14 protein-coding genes are annotated in these 17,634 nt (G+C 43.7%); 6 read left to right on the top strand and 8 right to left on the bottom strand.

Annotated features, from left to right (window positions below; genetic code table 11):
• Nucleotides 1-70 precede the first annotated feature (70 nt).
• Nucleotides 71-2,278: an exodeoxyribonuclease V subunit alpha gene (recD, locus tag AB8P72_RS06985; protein WP_306495890.1), complete on the top strand. Its 2,208-nt coding sequence runs from the start codon at nt 71-73 to the stop codon at nt 2,276-2,278.
• Nucleotides 2,279-2,377: 99 nt separating this feature from the next.
• On the opposite strand, the gene AB8P72_RS06980 is transcribed toward recD, so the two are convergent.
• On the bottom strand, nt 2,378-2,941 hold the full coding sequence (locus tag AB8P72_RS06980; RefSeq protein WP_068404752.1) for a hypoxanthine-guanine phosphoribosyltransferase: 564 nt from the start codon (nt 2,939-2,941) through the stop codon (nt 2,378-2,380).
• 102 nt (nt 2,942-3,043) lie between these two features.
• Nucleotides 3,044-3,712: a hypothetical protein gene (locus tag AB8P72_RS06975; protein WP_306495888.1), complete on the bottom strand. Its 669-nt coding sequence runs from the start codon at nt 3,710-3,712 to the stop codon at nt 3,044-3,046.
• Nucleotides 3,713-4,058: 346 nt separating this feature from the next.
• On the opposite strand from AB8P72_RS06975, the gene AB8P72_RS06970 reads away from it, so the two are divergent.
• Complete coding sequence (locus AB8P72_RS06970; protein WP_068404748.1) at nt 4,059-5,738, top strand: carbon starvation protein A; 1,680 nt, start codon at nt 4,059-4,061, stop codon at nt 5,736-5,738.
• A gap of 142 nt (nt 5,739-5,880) precedes the next feature.
• Here AB8P72_RS06970 and AB8P72_RS06965 read toward each other — a convergent pair whose 3' ends face one another.
• Nucleotides 5,881-7,188: an RNA-guided endonuclease InsQ/TnpB family protein gene (locus AB8P72_RS06965; protein WP_369957543.1), complete on the bottom strand. Its 1,308-nt coding sequence runs from the start codon at nt 7,186-7,188 to the stop codon at nt 5,881-5,883.
• An 83-nt stretch (nt 7,189-7,271) separates the two neighbouring features.
• Between AB8P72_RS06965 and tnpA the strand changes: the two genes are divergently transcribed.
• The 3 genes from tnpA to AB8P72_RS06950 all read left to right on the top strand — a co-directional run bounded on the left by tnpA (nt 7,272) and on the right by AB8P72_RS06950 (nt 9,189).
• Entirely contained in the window at nt 7,272-7,670 is a 399-nt protein-coding gene (gene tnpA / locus AB8P72_RS06960; RefSeq protein ID WP_102076311.1) for an IS200/IS605 family transposase, read from the top strand.
• A 92-nt stretch (nt 7,671-7,762) separates the two neighbouring features.
• Nucleotides 7,763-8,077 carry a cory-CC-star protein gene (locus AB8P72_RS06955; RefSeq protein ID WP_068404746.1) on the top strand — a complete coding sequence of 105 codons (315 nt, stop codon included), beginning with the start codon at nt 7,763-7,765 and terminating at the stop codon, nt 8,075-8,077.
• Nucleotides 8,078-8,145: 68 nt separating this feature from the next.
• On the top strand, nt 8,146-9,189 hold the full coding sequence (locus AB8P72_RS06950) for an ArsA family ATPase (RefSeq protein WP_102076559.1): 1,044 nt from the start codon (nt 8,146-8,148) through the stop codon (nt 9,187-9,189).
• A gap of 53 nt (nt 9,190-9,242) precedes the next feature.
• Here the strand turns inward: AB8P72_RS06950 and AB8P72_RS06945 are convergent, their stop codons facing one another.
• Nucleotides 9,243-10,928 carry a DUF3482 domain-containing protein gene (locus tag AB8P72_RS06945; RefSeq protein ID WP_306495886.1) on the bottom strand — a complete coding sequence of 562 codons (1,686 nt, stop codon included), beginning with the start codon at nt 10,926-10,928 and terminating at the stop codon, nt 9,243-9,245.
• 59 nt (nt 10,929-10,987) lie between these two features.
• Nucleotides 10,988-12,385, bottom strand: coding sequence for a DUF2868 domain-containing protein (locus AB8P72_RS06940; protein WP_102076561.1), 1,398 nt, complete (start codon nt 12,383-12,385; stop codon nt 10,988-10,990).
• Nucleotides 12,386-12,621: 236 nt separating this feature from the next.
• Between AB8P72_RS06940 and AB8P72_RS06935 the strand changes: the two genes are divergently transcribed.
• Nucleotides 12,622-13,377 carry an SDR family oxidoreductase gene (locus AB8P72_RS06935; protein ID WP_369957541.1) on the top strand — a complete coding sequence of 252 codons (756 nt, stop codon included), beginning with the start codon at nt 12,622-12,624 and terminating at the stop codon, nt 13,375-13,377.
• A 74-nt stretch (nt 13,378-13,451) separates the two neighbouring features.
• Here the strand turns inward: AB8P72_RS06935 and AB8P72_RS06930 are convergent, their stop codons facing one another.
• From AB8P72_RS06930 to AB8P72_RS06920, 3 genes are all read right to left on the bottom strand, one after another.
• Nucleotides 13,452-14,969: a bifunctional 2-methylcitrate dehydratase/aconitate hydratase gene (locus tag AB8P72_RS06930; protein WP_306495885.1), complete on the bottom strand. Its 1,518-nt coding sequence runs from the start codon at nt 14,967-14,969 to the stop codon at nt 13,452-13,454.
• Nucleotides 14,970-15,107: 138 nt separating this feature from the next.
• Entirely contained in the window at nt 15,108-15,698 is a 591-nt protein-coding gene (locus tag AB8P72_RS06925) for a GNAT family N-acetyltransferase (RefSeq protein ID WP_306495883.1), read from the bottom strand.
• Between the two features lie 76 nt (nt 15,699-15,774).
• Nucleotides 15,775-17,622 (bottom strand): ABC transporter ATP-binding protein, encoded by a 1,848-nt coding sequence (locus tag AB8P72_RS06920; RefSeq protein WP_306495881.1) that lies wholly within the window; start codon nt 17,620-17,622, stop codon nt 15,775-15,777.
• Nucleotides 17,623-17,634 lie beyond the last annotated feature (12 nt).

The following is a 17,634-nucleotide window of genomic DNA, read 5'->3' as shown; positions in this document are numbered from 1 at the left end:
TTGATGCAACAAATTACTGTAGCGATTAATCCTATAAGTATAGAGAAAAACAGACCATGAGTAATAATTTATGAATAATAATAAGAGCAGCGCTGCTATTAGCTTACAAGAAAGCTGGGCCAGCAACATCAGTGATTATATTTTGCTGCGCCGTCAGCAAACGCATTTAGCGTATAACGTGACCGATGCCAAGCTTAATACTGGTAGTGAAAAAATAGACAGAACACCAGACAGCGGTTTATTTGCAGCCTTATTTACTATGTTAGCCGCGCATTTAGAAGAGGGGCATACTGTACTCACCATTCAGGAAACTGAGCACGAAGTACCGCTCAGCGGTCATATCAATGACGAAGTGGTGACACTATATGCTTGGCAACAGCAGCTGTTAGAGATGCTAGCGATGCCGCTTATTGCCTTGAATGACACTCAAATAGAGGTTCAGTCAGAGGTGGATATTACGGCTGAGGTATCAATATTCGTACTGCTAGAGAACTTGTTTGCTAAGCAAGACCAGCTATGGGCGCAGCTGGCACTCAGTAATCATGAAAAAGAGATCTTGGTTAAAAGGCTTGATACAGTAGCGGCACTCTACCAATTATTGAAAAATAGTAACTTAACGTTTTTTTCTAAGTTAATCGATGAGCACACTTTGTTCGCTGACGTTAATGCTAATACAAACCAGAATGAAAATATAAATAGCCTAAGCAAAAATAATCAACCTATCGTTTATCAGCTTGTAAATAACAAAAAGGCTGATAAACAAAACGCAGCAATCACTTTTTGGTTACACAGAGCTTGGCAAGCAGAATTTAACTTAGCCGCGCGCATCAACACTATTTTAGACCATCAGGTAACACCGCTAGAGATAGCAATACCCGAAAACCTACACGAAAATCAGATAAAGGCAATTAATGTCGCCAATAACAACGCCTTTAGCATTATTACTGGTGGACCAGGTACGGGGAAGACCTACACCGTTGCTCAGCTAGTGATTGCACTGCAACAGGCAACAGAGAGTGGGGCAGATGCGTCTAAAAGCATTAGATTTAGCACTGACAGTGCCAGCTTGGCATTAGCAGCACCAACTGGTAAAGCGGCACAGCGTATGCAAGAGTCTTTGCAAGCCGCGTTAGGCACCGCGAATGTCGAACTACAATTACAAGAAGCCAAAACCATTCATCGCTTGCTAGGTATCGGACGTACTGGCAGACCGCGTTATGATGCTAATAATCCACTGGGCGAGGATATTATTATCGTCGATGAGGCGTCGATGCTAGGGGTGGAGCTGGCGAACTATCTTGTGAGTGCGGTAAAGCCTGGCGCAAGGCTGATACTATTAGGAGATGCGAACCAATTGGCAGCTGTAGATGCAGGGGCGGTACTGGCTGACTTGTGCCGCATTCCGCGGTTAGAGCCTATCCATGCAGAGCTAACAGAGAGTCGTCGATTTACATCAGATTCGGGTATTGGTAAGCTTGCTTATCAAATCAATAAGGCAAAGACAGATACTCATACTATTTGGCAGCTGTTAAAGCATGATAAGGTACTGAGTTTTCAATATGTGAATAACATTAACCCCTTACAAACAGAAGCTTCTCTACATAATAAAATAGAAAATAGCCTAAGCAAAAATAAAAATATCTCAAACCTCACATCAAACTACCACACTTACATAAACAAAATAAAAACGCTGCTGATAAATCCGATAGAAAAATCCGTGCCAGAATCAGTTAAAGATACCATTGCTTCATTAATGGAAACCTTTAATCAGTTCAGGGTGTTAACTGCTGGCCATAATGGCGAGTGGGGCGACCATTATATTAATAAATACTTTACTCAATGGCACCTTACTGAGCTTAAGCTACCACTGGGTCAAAACACATGGTTTCATGGTCGTCCCGTTATGGTCCTTCAAAACAATTATGAGCTAGGATTATTTAATGGCGATATTGGGTTTTGTTTGCAAACTGGTAATGAGCGTAGTCGACTCGAAGTGTTTTTTGAAAACAAGAAGCAGGGGATAGCCGTCAATCTTCTCAATGAAGAGGTGATCGCCACAGCCTATGCGATGACTATTCACAAATCGCAAGGGTCTGAGTTTGATCATGTGGCCATTACTTTTGATAATAGTCATGCAAGATTGCTGAGTAAAGAACTTATTTATACCGCTGTGACCCGTGCCAAAAAACAGGTAACCATATATAGTACGAAATCCGCTTTGGAAAAGGCCGTCCAAACACCCACTGAGCGCCATACGGGTTTGGCATTGCAATTTTAATTGCCACTGACTACAATCAAAGCAATAAGCAATAAAAAAGCATCCAGTCGGATGCTTTTTTATTATGCGATACATTCAAAACACTCAACCAAAGAATGACTAGATTTTGTCTTCTTTAATAGCGTAGATACCAGGCAGATGACGCAAGTAACCATGGAAATCCATGCCACAGCCATAGACATAACGATCTGCAACGTTGATACCAACAAAATCAACATCAAAGTCTGCAACTTTGCGATCATGCTCTTTATTGAGTAATACGCAACATTCAATCGATAAGGGTTTTTCTTTACCTAATTCTTCAACAATGGCTTTTAAAGTAATACCTTCGTCAAAAATATCATCGATTAATAAAACGTGTTCGCCTTCGATACTTACGTCAGGCTTAAATTTCCAATCAAGCTCATTGGTACCCGCATTATCACGATAGCGTGATGCATGGATATAATGCATGCGATGGTAAAAGGTTAGATGAGTCAATAGTTGACCGGCTGGGATAAGTCCGCCGTTCATAACGACCATCACGATTGGATTTAAACCGGCATAATGTAGATTGAGCTGGGCGGCCAAGCGCTCATAAGCAGCGGCTACTTCGATACTGCTGATCAGGCACTCTGAGTTGCGCAGGGTTTTTTCAATTTCTTGGTTGTTAATTTGGGTCATGAGTTGCGCCTTTGATAAAAGTGCCGCCTATTTTAGCAAATTTTAGCAAATTTGCCCAACACTACCGTTTTAATAAAAACATAATAGTTGCTAATACAACCGCTATTCAGGTTTTTTTACGATAAATGGGCGATAATAATTGGCCAAACGATTCAATGATGCATCAGGTAGATCAGGCAGTAATTTATTTAGTGCCATGGTCATTCCTTTATCGATAGCTGCTTTGGCAACTGGCACAGATTTGCGCTTAATCATGCCAAGCTTCAACGTTTCCGCATAGCGACTAATGAAATGCGTTAACGTTTCTTCATTCATCGTTTCAAGTGCCGTTTTAAACGTTTTCATATCTACGTGTTCAGGAGTAACCGCTGCAAAACCAGCATCAATGATTTTGGCGTCAGCATCTGACAATTTAAAACCGATACGCTTTTCACCTTCGTTATCGATAAAGGTCGCTTTATCACGTAAAAAATGAAAACTCGGCAACACTTCTTCGTTATTCTCTTTACCCAATAAAATATTAAGCAGCGTGTCAGTTGCTTTTTCGACCGTACCGACCACTTTACGCATGGCGGCTTGGCGCTCAGGATTTGGAATAATATCTACCAGTCCAACCAATAATTTATCGGTGAGGTCACGCGCCGTTTGGTGGGTTAAGGCATCACGATAGGGGTAGTAATCTGTTTCTACGTTTGATTCAAAGATTTGCTCTGCCTCAATAATCAGCGCTTTTAATTCATCTGACGGTATAAATCCAAAATAATGGGCCATTCTAACTCCTGTATTTATCGTTTTTAATGTTTCACCAACGTTACAATTACTGCCAAATGAGTTACTATTTAAGGCATAGAATGCTAAGTCACACAAGAAGTAAAGACTCACCATACTTCATGGCTAATTGGTTAAGCGTTTTGACCTTAAAATACTATGCTTTATTAGCCAGTAATCACAAGAAGATATGCTGTTATCTCATTGATAGCTGTTTTCTTAGCAACTGTTTCTTGAAGAACAGTGAGCCGAGTCTTTCACTGCTCACTAATCTAGCATATTTTTAAGATTTTGATTTAAAAAGCTTGAACTTGTAAGGCTATCTAATACTTGTCTAGGGAGAGATAAGATGAATAGTGCTATTGTACTGTTGGTTGGTGTGGCCGCAATGCTTTGCGGTTATCTGTTTTACTCAAAATTTATCGCCACTAAGATTTTGGCCTTGGATGACAGTCGTCCCACGCCAGCCCATACGATGAAAGATGGGGTAGATTATATCCCCACCAATAAATATGTATTGTGGGGGCATCATTTTACCTCGGTTGCAGGGGCGGCGCCGATTATCGGTCCTGCAATTGCGGTTATTTGGGGCTGGGTGCCGGCCATTATTTGGGTGGTTTTAGGGACCATTTTTATGGCAGGCGTCCATGATATGTCAGCCATTTGGGCCAGTATGCGCAATAAGGGTCAGTCTATTGGCTCGATTGCTGGTACCGTCATGGGCACACGTGTACGTAGCTTAATGATGGTAGTTATTTTCTTATTATTATTAATGGTAAACGCAGTATTTGGCGTCGCTATTGCCAATATGATGATTAAGACCCCATCTTCTGTGTTACCTGTCTGGGGCGCATTGGTCGTGGCCTTCATCATCGGTCAATGTATCTATCGCTATAAGATGAATCTGGTTTGGGTATCCATTATTGGCGTTGTCGCTCTATATGGACTTATTTATCTTGGCCCTATGTTCCCAGTCGTGTTACCAGAGACTTTTATGGGGCTACCGGATAACGCCGTATGGATTATTATCTTATTCGCCTATGCGGCGATTGCCTCATTATTACCAGTATGGATGCTGCTGCAACCGCGCGATTATATTAATGGGTTACAATTATTTGTTGGTTTGATTTTATTGTATGCAGCCGTATTTATTGCGACACCAAACATTGTCGCGCCAGCGATTAATCATGATTTACCCATCGGCACGCCGTCATTAATGCCATTGTTATTCGTCACTATTGCTTGCGGCGCTATCTCAGGATTCCATGGTTTGGTGGCGACCGGAACGACTTCTAAACAGATTGATAAAGAAGGCGATGTACGTTTTGTTGGTTATTTTGGCGCTATGGGTGAAGGTATGCTCGCACTGGGCGCCATTCTTGCGGCCACCGCAGGTTTTGCGACACTCGGTGATTGGCAAGCGGTTTATCAAAAATTTGGCGACGGCTCTATCGGTGCTTTTATTGATGGTGGTGCGACCATCTTAAATGCAGGTGTTGGTATCGATATGGTGCTTTCTCAAACAATGCTCACTGTTATGGCAGCATTATTCGCTGGCACCACGATGGATACGGGTGTCCGCTTACAACGTTATATATTCCAAGAGTTTGGTGAGTTTTATAACATTCCAGTGCTAAGTAAAAGTGTCGTGGCTACTTTCCTTGCCGTCGGTAGCTGTCTATTATTAGCATTTGGCGCCGGTGGTATTGATGGTGCAGGTGGCATGATTATTTGGCCACTATTTGGTACCACCAATCAGCTCATGGCAGCATTAACCCTTATGATTGTCACGGTTATTTTATTACGTAAAGGCAGAGCGGTTTGGTACACCTTAGCACCTTTGTCATTTTTGCTAGTTATGACCATTTTTGCCTTATTGATTCAGCTAAAAACCTTTTTTACCGAGGGCAATTGGCTGCTGATTATTATGGACATTATTATTTTGATCGCAACGATTCTAGTAACGTTCGAGAGTCTATCTGTGCTGCGTAAAGAATGGACATTGCATAAAGGTAAAACGGATTCGTAATTGAGATTAAACCTTATCATTTTTACTTTTATCAAAAAAACGCTAGTAGCAATTGCTGGCGTTTTTTGTATGAGGTAGGCATGTTGACATACTCCCGCCACTTTCGACAAGCTCAAGCGGGGGATTCTAAAAGCAAAAGCTCTTAGGCGACTTTCTCACGACCGTCGCAAGTTTTCTGCTTCAACGGGCGACCTTTACTGCATCTTCCCTCGACAGACAAAACGGCATGTCCTGCCGCAAGAATATTACGAGCTGCATTAACATCTGCATTCGCAATATAACCACATTCAACGCACTCAAATTTTGCTTGGGTACGTCTATTTTCTTTTGCAACATGCTTGCATTCAAAGCAGGTTTGGCTTGTATAACGCGGGTTTACTTTAATCAGTAACCCGCCTTGCCATTGCTGTTTATACTCAAGCATAGTCAGCGCCATCGACCAACCCTGATCAAGAATTGATTTGTTCAATCCTGACTTGGCTTTGACATTGCGACCTTTATTTTCAAGAGTCCCGCTTGCAGATCCCGACATATTAACTACTTTTAAATCCTCACAGACAATCATGGCGTGGTTTTTGCTGATGTCAGTGCTGATTTTATGCAAGTAGTCATGGCGAATATTGGCAATGTGATGGTGAAGCTTTTGGATTTTACGGTTTTGCTTTTTCCAATTTTGGCTAAATAAGACCTTACGACTTAATTGGCGCTGTAGCTTTGCTAGTTTGCCTTGATTGGCTTTAAAGCTGCTCTTAGGTTTAAAGCACTGACCGTTTGAGCCGGTAACTAATTTACTGACACCTAAATCAATACCAATGGCGGTTTTAGAAGGGTGAATTGGGTTCTGTTCCAACTCTCGCTCAGTGCCAAACGACACGTACCAATGACCGGATTTCTTGCTGATGGTGACGTTTTTAATTATCCCAAGAATGTCTTGAGATTTTCTAAACTTTACAAAACCTACACCATTCGGTAGTTTGACACGATTGCCTTCAACACGGCAATATTTATCAAACTGTACCAAGCGTATTGAATCACACCCATCTGATTTGCGCTTGAAGCGCGGCATAAGCGGGCGTAATTGGATTTCTGTGCCATCAGCAAGCTTGAAGAACTTAGGCTTTTTAGGTTTTTTCTTATTCTCTTTCAATCGTGCATGAACTTTAGAGTCAAAAAAGCGTGACCAAGCAGAAGCGAGATCACGAATTTTTTGTTGTAAAGACACCGCGTTAGAGCTTGTTTTTAAGAAGGCAAACTCAGGATTTGCTTTAATATCCATGATTTTATTAACCAAATTGGTTGCATTAATAAACTCATTTTTAGCAAACATCTCAAACGATACCGCAAGCACTTGATTCCAAACAAAACGTGCAGAACCAACAAGGTTAGTTAAGATAACCTCTTGTTCTGCATTAGGCTCAAGCCTAAATTTGTACGCTTTATTAATTTTCATAATGAATGCTTTATTAGTCAGTGTGTTTGTTATTTATACCATGTTATACTATATAACATAAACAATAAAGGGTATTTATTATAATGAGTGAGATATATAAAAACCGTCATTCTGCTTATAATCTGCATGTGCATTTGGTATTCATCACCAAGTACCGCAAAAAGGTTTTAGCTGACAATCATCTTCAATACTTTAAAGAAGTTGTTGCTGAGATATGCAAGGATTTTGGTGCAGAACTCAAGGAATGTAACGGCGAGGGCGATCATGTCCACATGCTAATTCAATACCCACCAACGGTACAACTAAGTAAGATGGTTAATAATCTAAAGTCGGTCACAAGCCGGCGCATGAGAGCCAACTTCATTGACTTAAGGGCGGCTTATAATAAGCCTGTTTTGTGGTCACGCTCTTACTTTGCCGGCTCATGTGGCGGAGCGCCGTTGGAGATTATTAAGCAATACATTCAAAATCAGCAGAGTTAGGCTATACGAAATTCACCTCCACCCTAGCGTCGGGTGGAGTCCTCTTTCGTTAGATTGATAGGTAATAAGAAATAAGCAGAGGTGAATAAATTATGGAAGATAACCCGATACCAAAACAAATAGAAAGCCCGTCAAACCAAGTAAAAAACGAAACACCATGGTGGCAACGTTTTGCGGCAGGACTCAATGAGTTTTATCATGCGCCTTATCGCCAGACGATGGCACGCGCGGCACGTGATGAAGAAGACTTCTTTATGCTGCTGATGTTTGCAGAGAGCTTAGGCATTGATAATCCTGCTAGCTTTTATACCTTGGAGTTGCAGCCGTTATTTTTGGAAAATTTCCATGAATGGCATACGCGCATGGGGTTGGATAAATGCCCCTTTGACCACGTTGGTTGTTGTTAAGTCAACTGCTAGTTAGATTTATAAGAAAAAATGATAAAAAATGAATGAATTAAAATTGAGATAAAAATATGGCATTACACCCTCTACACGGATTAGTAGATCAACTATCGACCCAGCCTATTATCTTTATTGGCGGCAAGGGCGGTGTCGGTAAAACCACGACGGCTGCGGCACTTGCCAGCTATTATGCTAGCCAGCAAAAAAAGACCTTGATTGTCTCAACCGACCCAGCGCATAGCCTCGGTGATGTGTTAAATGTACGGCTCAATAATGAAAAAACTGCGATTACGCCGCATCTTGATGCCATTGAGCTCAACCCTGATGTCATCGTCGATGCGCATTTTGCTCAAGTTGAATCTACCATTAAATCTTATGCCAATCCAGATATGATGCCCAAAATCCGTGAGCACCTGCGTCTATCAAAGTCAGCGCCTGGCGCACAAGAAGCAGCCATGCTTGAATCTATGTGTCAGCATTTAATCACGGCTGCATATGCTGACTCTGATAAAAGGTATGAACATATCATATTTGATACCGCGCCCACTGGGCATACGTTGCGCTTACTCGTATTGCCAGAGATGATGGGCGCATGGACAGATGGGCTGCTAGCACAGCAGCGCCGACAGGCAAAATTACGCTCGGTCGCGAACCATCTAGATAGCCACAATCAAAAGAGCAGTCAAAAAGACATCAATAAAAAAGATGTGCCAAATCCGTTTGCCCAAAAAAAATCTGACCGCTGGGAGCAAGCGGTAGCCGTCCTAGAAAAACGCAAACAGCTGTTTCGACAAGCAGGGATATTGCTTCATGACCGTAGCCAAACAGCGATTGTATTGGTGATGACAGCCGACGTATTGCCATTAGCAGAAACCAAACGCGCTATCGAACAATTGGAAGAAAGTAAACTCACACCAGCCGCGATAGTCATCAATCAGCTGATAGCACCCACGCAGTCAGATGAATTTTGGCGTCTTCGTGCCGAGCGGCAACAGCAATTGCTGCAAGACATCGAAAAAAAATTTCCCAATTATCCACTGTATCCGATTTATTTACAGCAAACAGACGTACGCGGTACTGAAGCATTAAGTATGCTATTACGCCCCTCATCGTAAAGGTCGCTTGAAAGCCATATGTTTGAAAAATAAAAGAAACCGACCGTTAATACTTAACGCTCAGGCTTATATAACTGTAATTTACTTGCCAGCGACCACGCCATATCTGCACGTAGTAGCTGAGCCTGTTCAGATTTACCGCTACTAAGTGATGACCATTGCGGTTTGCCGCGAGCTTTTTTAAGCTCACTGGGTAATTTATGTGGCGGCCACGGCGTCACGACACTTTCTTCATTATCGTTACTTAGGTTGTCGTTATTTGAGATATCAGCATCGTTTTTTGCGCCGCTATATATCAGTTGGGTGGCATCGGTTGCTGCATGACCACGATGACGCAGTGCGGTGAGCAAATCTATCGCTCGCGTGGCGAGTAAGGTTAGGGTGGCAGGGTCGATATATAAGCGCTTTACGCCAGTGATTTTATCAGCGATGCTACTGGTATTGGATAATAGCCCACCTGCGATACCACCGATGGCAGCGCCCAAACCTAACGTTGTACCGAGTGCCGCCGCATCAATGCCCAATCCTAATAATGCGCCCGCTGCTGCACCAGATGTCGTGCGAATACCATAGCTTTTGAGCAGTTCAGGGTCAAACGGGTCTTGCTGATAGGCTTGTAACTCAAGTGGCGTTGCTGCCACGGCGTTATCATAAAATTTATATAAGTTAAGCAGGCTGTTCTGCATTGCCCGTTCACTCTGCCTGACCGCTTCTTGCATTTGCGCAAGTACGGGCATTGGATCATCATCTTCACTAATTTCGCGCACAAATGAGGCAACATTTAATAAAAAATCGGCAATGATGATATTCGCCTCCTCATAGAGCTGCGCCCAGTTTTCTGTACGGCGTGCCATGAGTTGCTCAAGCATCTCAGAGTGAGTGAGCATGGTGGCAAGATTTTGCCATAAGCGCATCTCATCCTTAAACTCAAAAGCCACGGAATCAAAACGCGTTGAGATGTGCAAGTTACGTCTTGCGAGCATCGTCTGCCATGCGTCGATATTGGCATCTTGACTGTCAGTAAAGTTAAATACCGGCATAACCGGTATTGCAGCCCACGATAAAATAGCCAGCTCATCTTTATACTTACCGAGTACCGGCTCACGCGCATCGACAACATAGATGGCCATATCACTTGCCAGCAGCTGCCGAATCACTTTGGCTTCTTGGCTGTAGTCCTCATTGCTACCATTGCTAGTTAGCGCATCGCCGCCTTGGGCGATGTCGGCTGCTAAAAACTGCTGCAAGCGCTCAATACCGTCGCGGCGATTGGCAGTGTTGTCCTCTAGCCAATCCATTAACCCTGAAGCATCTTCTAAACCCGGTGTGTCATAAAGAACCACCAATACTTCGCCCGTTTGGCTGTCGGTCAATTTTGCTTGCTCGACATGGCGGGTGGTTGCTGCTTCGTTTTTCACTTCCCCAAAATAAACATCGCGTAGTAACGTGCGCAGTAGTGACGTTTTACCTGTATTGGTATGACCAACGACTGCTAATTTGAGCGCTTCGCCACTGGCAATGGTCTTTTTAGAGACATTATTATTAAAGGCAGTATTAACCGATAGCGCTTGATCATCTGACGCTGGTTTATCCAGCGATAGCTCTGTATCAGCATTCACATTTTCATTTTTAAAATCAGCTTCTGAGTCGCGTACGGGCTCATAGGCTTTATCGGCGAACAGGCCGACAGCTTTGGCATTATCTTGATGGTTGCTTTGATTATTATTGTCATTGTTCATAATAGAATCTTATTATTAATATTATTGAGTATCGGTATTAGAGTATCTAAACAAGCAAGCTAAACCAAGCCGATTTTTCGAGCGGCAAGGGCGGTCTGCCACTGCTGATAACGAACGTCCTGATTTTCTGAGCTTGGGATTTCTGAGTCTTGCTCTTGCTCGTTGGTGTTAGCGGTGTTGGCATCACCGAGCAGCTGTACAATAAGGCCGTCTGCGGCATGTTCGGCAATACGATCAAGTTTACGCAGTGTACCTCGGTCAGGTAAAGCCTTGCTATGTATACCTAGTAGCACTTGAACCGGATGGCTGTCCAAATAAGTCGTTAAGCGCTCCATATCATCACGGTCGTCAACAATACCGAAGTTCTCGACATTGCTAATGTTACTATTACTATGGCTACTTATGTCGGCATTCAGTCCTGATTGCCACCAATGATCCTGCTGTGATGGGTATTCAAGTAGAGCAACCAGTTTTTTACCAGTACTGACTGTCGCTTTTGGCGCGACAGGAGCGGGCGCTGCCTTAAAATCATCTTCATCGACCACATGACGCTGCCAAAAGTTTAGAATCTTTTGATAATACGGCTGCTTGATATCCAAACGCATTTTTTTACGGCGGAACATCAAGGCGCAAAATGTCCAAGCAATCGCCCTTGGTACAATGCCGTACATCAGCAAGCTACCGACCAATAAGCCTGCCCATTGCCGCGCCATCGATAATGGCATGGCATCCGTCACCAAACGACTCTGCACGATAGCAGCACTGTCCGGCACGGTAAATCCAACTTTGCTTGGTAACCAGCCGAGTATTTGAGTCAAAGTGATCAGCGCCTGATCAGAGAGTAATGTCGACTCCCAACTAAAGCTATACTGGCGCACAATCAACAAAAATATGATCGCAAGCAGCATACCAGTCAAGGTAGCGAGCCACAATTGATGGCTAAAGCGCCCCAGATACCAACGCATACCGCTGTGTTGTAATTGACGCTCGTACAAATCAACCGCCGCTTTGGTGACATCGTCCTTACCGCGTATCAGATAACTTGGACTCACAAAACTGGCAAACCAATTTGACGACTGCTTACCTTGATTAATCAAAGTCATGACTAGCCAGCCTAAGAGCATGATGGTATGAAACCCAAGCAGACAAACCAGCACATAAAAGAAGTTCACCACATTGGTCTGCAGCAAGGTAAACAGCCCCAAAAACCCCGAAATGCACCACAGCACACTCATAACCAGCATAATACCTTTGATGCGCCCATCAATTTTACCAAGCACACGTGCCAGCGCACCGTTACTATCGATACGCGAGGCGCGGCGATGCAACTTTTGAATGGGCTTCCCATCCTCACTTTGCAGCTTTTCTGTGATAAGTAGCGGGTCAGTGGCAAAGACATGCTGCTGCGTCTCAAGCGTTCGTACCAGCTCAGTCAATTGGTCTTGGGGCGATAGCATAGGGCGATGACATCCGTATAAAGGCGTTGGTTAAATTTAAAAGGTTAAGATTAAAGGTTAACGGCAGTTAGACATCTCAATTGATAGATGTCGAGTATTTACCCGTCAGTGATTATTGTAGCCTATATAGAATAGCGATAACTTCTATTATTCTTAGCGTTTTAGCATAGTAAATGTAAAGTAAATACGCCAAAATGAATGCAAGAATGCATATATATGATAATAAGGAGTGCTTTGTGAATCAAAAAAACTACTTCATCATTGGCGCTAGCGGTGGTATCGGCAAAGCGATGGTTAAACAGCTGATAGAGATGAGTGCTAATAATAAAAGCAGTGGAAAAATATTTGCCACTTATCATACAAATCAGCCTGACTTTGCAGCCGATAATTTGTATTGGTTACCGATGGATGTCAGCGATGAGAAAAGTATCGAGCAAGCCATTGCTGATATTAAGCAGCAAACCACTCATATTGATTGGGCGATTAATTGTGTGGGGCTATTGCATACGCCGCATAATCAACCAGAAAAAGCACTACGACAACTGGAGACGGACTTCTTTTTGCAAAATATGCAGATTAACGCCTTAGCCAGCTTGCTCATTGCCAAGCATATCAAGCCACTACTGGCTAAAGCTGAGCGCAGTACAAACGCACCGGCGATTTTTGCGACCATATCGGCTCGGGTTGGTAGTATCGGTGACAATGAGCTTGGCGGTTGGTACAGCTACCGTATGAGTAAAGCGGCACTGAATATGGGTATGAAAAATTTGAGCATTGAATGGAGTCGGTCGCTAAAGGATGTTTGCGTGGTCGTCATGCAACCAGGCACCGTCGATACCCAGTTGTCATCACCTTTTCAGGGCAATGTGGCTGACGAAAAATTGTTCTCGCCAGCTTATAGCGCTCAGTGTTTACTAGAAGTACTTGATAGCATGACTGCCGCCCAATCTGGCAGTTTTGTCGATTGGGCAGGTGAGTCGATAGCTTGGTAAAAGGCTGGTAAAAAATTGGTAAAAACACGATTCATAAAAACAAAAACGCGCTGAACTATTTATACGCTTTAACATTAATTAGCGACAAATAAATCCATAAACTCATTAACCGGGGTTTGCTCTAAGTGCTTTTGATCATCACACAAGGCAAAGATATCCGCGCAGCGACTGTCAATAAAGCGCGTTGCCAAGCTTGCTCGGAACTTCGCTTCTAATACGGGGATACCTTCTGCGCGGCGGCGCTTATGACCAATCGGGTATTCGACAGCGACTTTATCGGTACTGCTGCCATCTTTAAAGAATATCTGAATGGCATTGGCAATCGAGCGTTTGCTTGGATCATGATAATCTTTTGAATAATTGGGATCTTCAACGACCACCATCTTACGGCGCAGCCCATCAATCAAGATATGATGCTGTTCGTGATAATCATCTTCGTAGTTTTCTGCCATCAAGTCGCCCGTCAATAAAGGCACGGCAACCATATATTGCAGACAATGATCACGATCGGCAGGATTGGCAAGTGCGCCTTCTTTGGAGATAATTCGAATGGCTGAATCATGCGTGGTCAGGACGATTTTTTCAATATCATCGATTCTATCATCAACCATAGGATGCAAGATAACCGCTGCTTCACAGGCGGTCTGGGCATGAAATTCGGCAGGAAAGCTTATCTTAAATAAGATATTTTCCATCACATAGCTACCAAACTCGCGCTGAAAGGTAAAACGGCGCTCGCCTGCAGGTTTGAGTGCTAGGTCTTTATTGGTATGGCTAAACAACACATCATAAAAGCCCCATTGCGGCGCGGTTAAAGCTCCCGGGATGCCCATCTCGCCGCGGCGGGTAATATCGACCAAGCGTACCGCACGACTGGTGGCGTCGCCTGCCGCCCATGATTTACGGCTACCAGCATTGGGTGCATGACGATAGGTACGCAGCGCTTGACCATCGGCAATCGCTTGCGAGATCGCCGCCATGATGCGCTCGCGTGGTAATTTATAGAGTTTGGCGACCACCGCCGTTGAGGCGAGTTTGACGAGGAACACATGGTCAAGCCCCACGCGGTTAAATGAATTGTCTAAAGCAAGCACGCCTTGAATCTCATGCGCCATAATCATCGCTTCTAATACGTCGCGCATGGTGAGTGGGTCTTTATTATGGCTGACGTTTTGCTGACTGATATAGTCCGCCACTGCCAAAATTCCGCCTAAGTTGTCTGAGGGATGTCCCCATTCAGCCGCAAGCCACGTATCATTATAATCAAGCCAGCGCACCATGCAGCCAATATCAAAAGCGGCTTTAATGGGGTCGAGTCTATGAGGCGTACCAGGGACGCGCGCGCCGTTCGGAGTGATTTGATCGGCGCAATCGGGTCCGAGGTGTTTGGTACATTCAGGAAAACGCAGTGCCAGCAGTCCGCAGCCTAGGGTGTCCATAAGACAGTGGCGAGCAGTATTCCAAGCATCGGCACTATTGGGCGAGTCGTTATCGATAGAGTAATTAAGCACATAGTCGGCGATTTTTTGAATTTCATCGTCATACTCTGGACGGATATTGCTCTCTACCGTAGCGTTTTGAGTCGTAGACATAATTGTTACCTCTTCCTTGAGTCCAATATTGGAGTGATTGATAAGCGACATGATTTATCAATCAGTGATGCAACAAAAATAACATACTCATATCGAACAACAGTGAAGTCGTGTAAGACTGTTTTATCGTTTCATGAGTTACACCATGAGATAAACCAAACCGACAATGAATAAAAGTGCCAGTATCAAGAGTAAAAAACTGAGAATACTACTCACCATTCCCGAGCTTTCTTTTTTCACCTTTACTTTTTTAATGACAGGTAAAACCATGGTGACATGCTCGATACCGTCTTCAAGGTAGCGTTCACCTTCAACGATAAATCCAAGTGATTCGTAAAAGTTTAGCAAATAAGTCTGCGCGGAGATGATGATGGTTTTTTTACCATACTTTTTGCGGCAGTATTTGATGGCTTCAAGCATCATTTGACGGGCAACGCCATAGCCGCGATGCTCTGCTAGCACCAAAACCCTGCCAATCGCTGGTATCGGACCTGATGGATTAACCGAGGATCTTTTATGATTAAATGACGGCGGAATAATGCGGCAATAGCCAATCAAGGCTTCATTTTGATGAGCGACCAGATGCAGACAATCAAAATCGACCTCGTCCATGTCTTGATACGGGCAGTTTTGCTCGACCACAAATACTTGTGAGCGCGCTTTTAAAATATGGTAAACATCAACGGTGGTCAGCTCATCAAAGGTTTTTATAGAAAATTCACAGGTCATAGTCGGCTAGCTTCTAACGATTTAAAGGGTTTTTTAATGTCTTAAAGACTGAGCATTATAACGATTTCGCCCTATATTAACTATTTAAGGTTTGACTGATTTTATCTAAATTCAAACTATCGGACATGGCATTGAATATCTCATAGTATTTACCGTGATTGGCATAAAGCTCTTCATGCGTGCCAGTCTCCATCACACGGCCATTTTCAATCACCACCAAATCATCAGCATCAATAATTTGCGAGATATTGTGTGAGACAATGATCACCGTACGGTCTTTTTTAATTAAATCTAGACTGTGCTTAATTTGCTGGGTGGCAATGGCATCAAGACTGGCCGTTGGTTCATCCAAAAATACAATCGGTGGGTTTTTTAAAAACATCCTTGCCAGCGCGATACGCTGCTGCTGACCGCCGGAGAGTAGTTTGGCTTCACTGTCATAACCTTCAGGCATACCAACGACTTGCTCATGAATAGAGGCCTGTTTGGCGGCGTCGATAATCTCCTCATCGGTGGCATTCATCGCCCCGTAACGAATGTTGTCGGCGATCGTCCCTGAGAAAATATGGTTCTTTTGTAGCACTAAGCCGATTTGCTCACGCAAGTCATGGGTGCTGTAGTCCTCTAAATTACGCCCATCGAGGCAAATAGTACCGCTGCTTGGGTCATAGAATTTGACCAATAAATTAATAATCGTGCTTTTACCTGCGCCACTTAATCCGACCAAAGCGGTGATACGATTGGGATGAATATTAAAACTCACATCATGCAGCGCCTGCTTGCCATTGGGGTAGGAGAAATTGACATCTTTTAGCTCGATATGACCTTTTAAATCGGTACATTTGACTTTACCTTCGTTTTCAATTGCTTGGTCGTCGTCCAAGATATCAAAGAAGCCTTCGGCATAGGTGAGGGCATTATTAATTTGGTCGTAAATGCGGTGCAATTCGCGAATGGGAGCCGCGACGTTTTGAAACAGTAGGATATGGAACATAATGGCGCCAATGGTCATCTGTCCGTTGAGCACAAAATATGAGGTTAGGACAATAATTGCCACCACGCCGATTTGCTCGATAAAGGTTTTGCCAGCGTTATACATAAACGCAATACTGCGAATACGTAGCTGATTGGCGGTCATATCCTTTTGGATGTCCCAATGCTTACCGGACTCAATCGGCTCGCGCACAAAGGATTTAATCACCGTGATAGAGTCAATAATCGAAATCACCAAGCCGCTTTTGGTCTCGCGATATTGGCGCATTTGTTTGCGAAACCCTTGCAGACGGTTGGCTTGGCGCTGACTGACAAAAAAGTAAATCGGCACAATAATCAAACCGACCATACCGACCCAAAAATTGGCGTTAAACATAATGATTAATGACACGATAGCACTGGCAAACAGCGGCAGCATGTCAATAAAGAAGTTTTGTACCAATTGCGTGAGACTGCTGACCCCCAAATCAATGCGGGTTTGCAACTTACCGCTGGCGTTCTCGTCGCTGGTATAAAACGCCATTTTGTAAGACAAAATACGGTCAACCACCTTTTGTGACAAATCACGCGATAGGTTAATACGGATACGCTCACCAAAATAGCGCTGACCAAAGGTAATGATGACGTTAAGGACTTCTTTCACCAATAAAATCACGCTAATGAGCGTCAGTAATTTTATACCTTCTACCCATGGGTCAGGTAAACCAACAATATTGGTCAAAGTATCGATGGTATATTGCAAGACAAAGGCATTCACCTGCGCGGTAAACGACCCAAGCACTGTCAATATTAAGGTTAAAATAAAGAGCCCGCGATAGGGTCTTGCAAACTCTCCGAGCCTTTTTAAAATCGACCACAGCAAAGCCCCCCGTTCCTTTTTTTTGGTGGGCGGCTTGATGTCTAAAGGAACACGGCGTGGCGGAGTACTCATAGGGTTAAGGCG

The organism is Psychrobacter sp. CLB018, from assembly GCF_041222815.1.
In the GTDB taxonomy this organism is placed as follows: Bacteria; Pseudomonadota; Gammaproteobacteria; order Pseudomonadales; family Moraxellaceae; genus Psychrobacter; species Psychrobacter faecalis.
Note: the sequence above shows the minus strand (reverse complement) of the source record. Positions and strands in the feature narration are given on the sequence as shown.

Bases quoted from the DNA above. Each gene is read 5' to 3' on its own strand.
- AB8P72_RS06950 (WP_102076559.1), top strand. From the start codon at position 8,146: ATGGCATTACACCCTCTACACGGATTAGTAGATCAACTATCGACCCAG.
- AB8P72_RS06920 (WP_306495881.1), bottom strand. From the start codon at position 17,622: ATGAGTACTCCGCCACGCCGTGTTCCTTTAGACATCAAGCCGCCCACC.
- tnpA (WP_102076311.1), top strand. From the start codon at position 7,272: ATGAGTGAGATATATAAAAACCGTCATTCTGCTTATAATCTGCATGTG.
- AB8P72_RS06930 (WP_306495885.1), bottom strand. From the start codon at position 14,969: ATGTCTACGACTCAAAACGCTACGGTAGAGAGCAATATCCGTCCAGAG.
- AB8P72_RS06925 (WP_306495883.1), bottom strand. From the start codon at position 15,698: ATGACCTGTGAATTTTCTATAAAAACCTTTGATGAGCTGACCACCGTT.
- AB8P72_RS06980 (WP_068404752.1), bottom strand. From the start codon at position 2,941: ATGACCCAAATTAACAACCAAGAAATTGAAAAAACCCTGCGCAACTCA.
- recD (WP_306495890.1), top strand. From the start codon at position 71: ATGAATAATAATAAGAGCAGCGCTGCTATTAGCTTACAAGAAAGCTGG.
- AB8P72_RS06970 (WP_068404748.1), top strand. From the start codon at position 4,059: ATGAATAGTGCTATTGTACTGTTGGTTGGTGTGGCCGCAATGCTTTGC.
- AB8P72_RS06955 (WP_068404746.1), top strand. From the start codon at position 7,763: ATGGAAGATAACCCGATACCAAAACAAATAGAAAGCCCGTCAAACCAA.
- AB8P72_RS06965 (WP_369957543.1), bottom strand. From the start codon at position 7,188: ATGAAAATTAATAAAGCGTACAAATTTAGGCTTGAGCCTAATGCAGAA.
- AB8P72_RS06940 (WP_102076561.1), bottom strand. From the start codon at position 12,385: ATGCTATCGCCCCAAGACCAATTGACTGAGCTGGTACGAACGCTTGAG.
- AB8P72_RS06945 (WP_306495886.1), bottom strand. From the start codon at position 10,928: ATGAACAATGACAATAATAATCAAAGCAACCATCAAGATAATGCCAAA.
- AB8P72_RS06975 (WP_306495888.1), bottom strand. From the start codon at position 3,712: ATGGCCCATTATTTTGGATTTATACCGTCAGATGAATTAAAAGCGCTG.